Annotated in this window: 1 pseudogene; it reads right to left on the bottom strand. The window is 56.7% G+C overall.

The window, feature by feature from the left end:
- Positions 1–305 (bottom strand): annotated as a pseudogene (locus HMPREF2698_RS12965) (ISL3 family transposase); the annotation flags it as partial.

The following is a 305-nucleotide window of genomic DNA, read 5'->3' as shown; positions in this document are numbered from 1 at the left end:
TCGCCGTAGACAAGCTGGCGGCAGGCATCCAGCGCGACTTGGTTGACCAGGTCCCAGCCCACACCGAGTGCTTTGGCGGTGGCTGACACACTCATCCGGTCAATAGCAAGGCGCTGCAAGATCCAGCGGGTGACCCGGTCAGTGAGCTTGGCGCCGTCATCAGCGCAGGTTAAAGATTCTTGGAAGATCTTTCTCTTACATGAGGCGGCTGTACACCGGAATCTAGGGACTTTTACGTGCAGCCTAGTGGGGAATCCAACAACAGGAAGATCAACGAGTCGACGGGTGATGTGGTCGCGTAACTT

The organism is Corynebacterium sp. HMSC072A02, from assembly GCF_001810085.1.
GTDB classification, from domain to species: domain Bacteria; phylum Actinomycetota; class Actinomycetes; order Mycobacteriales; family Mycobacteriaceae; genus Corynebacterium; species Corynebacterium hesseae.
The sequence above is the reverse complement of the archived record's forward strand: the minus strand, read 5'-3'. Positions and strand labels throughout refer to the sequence as shown.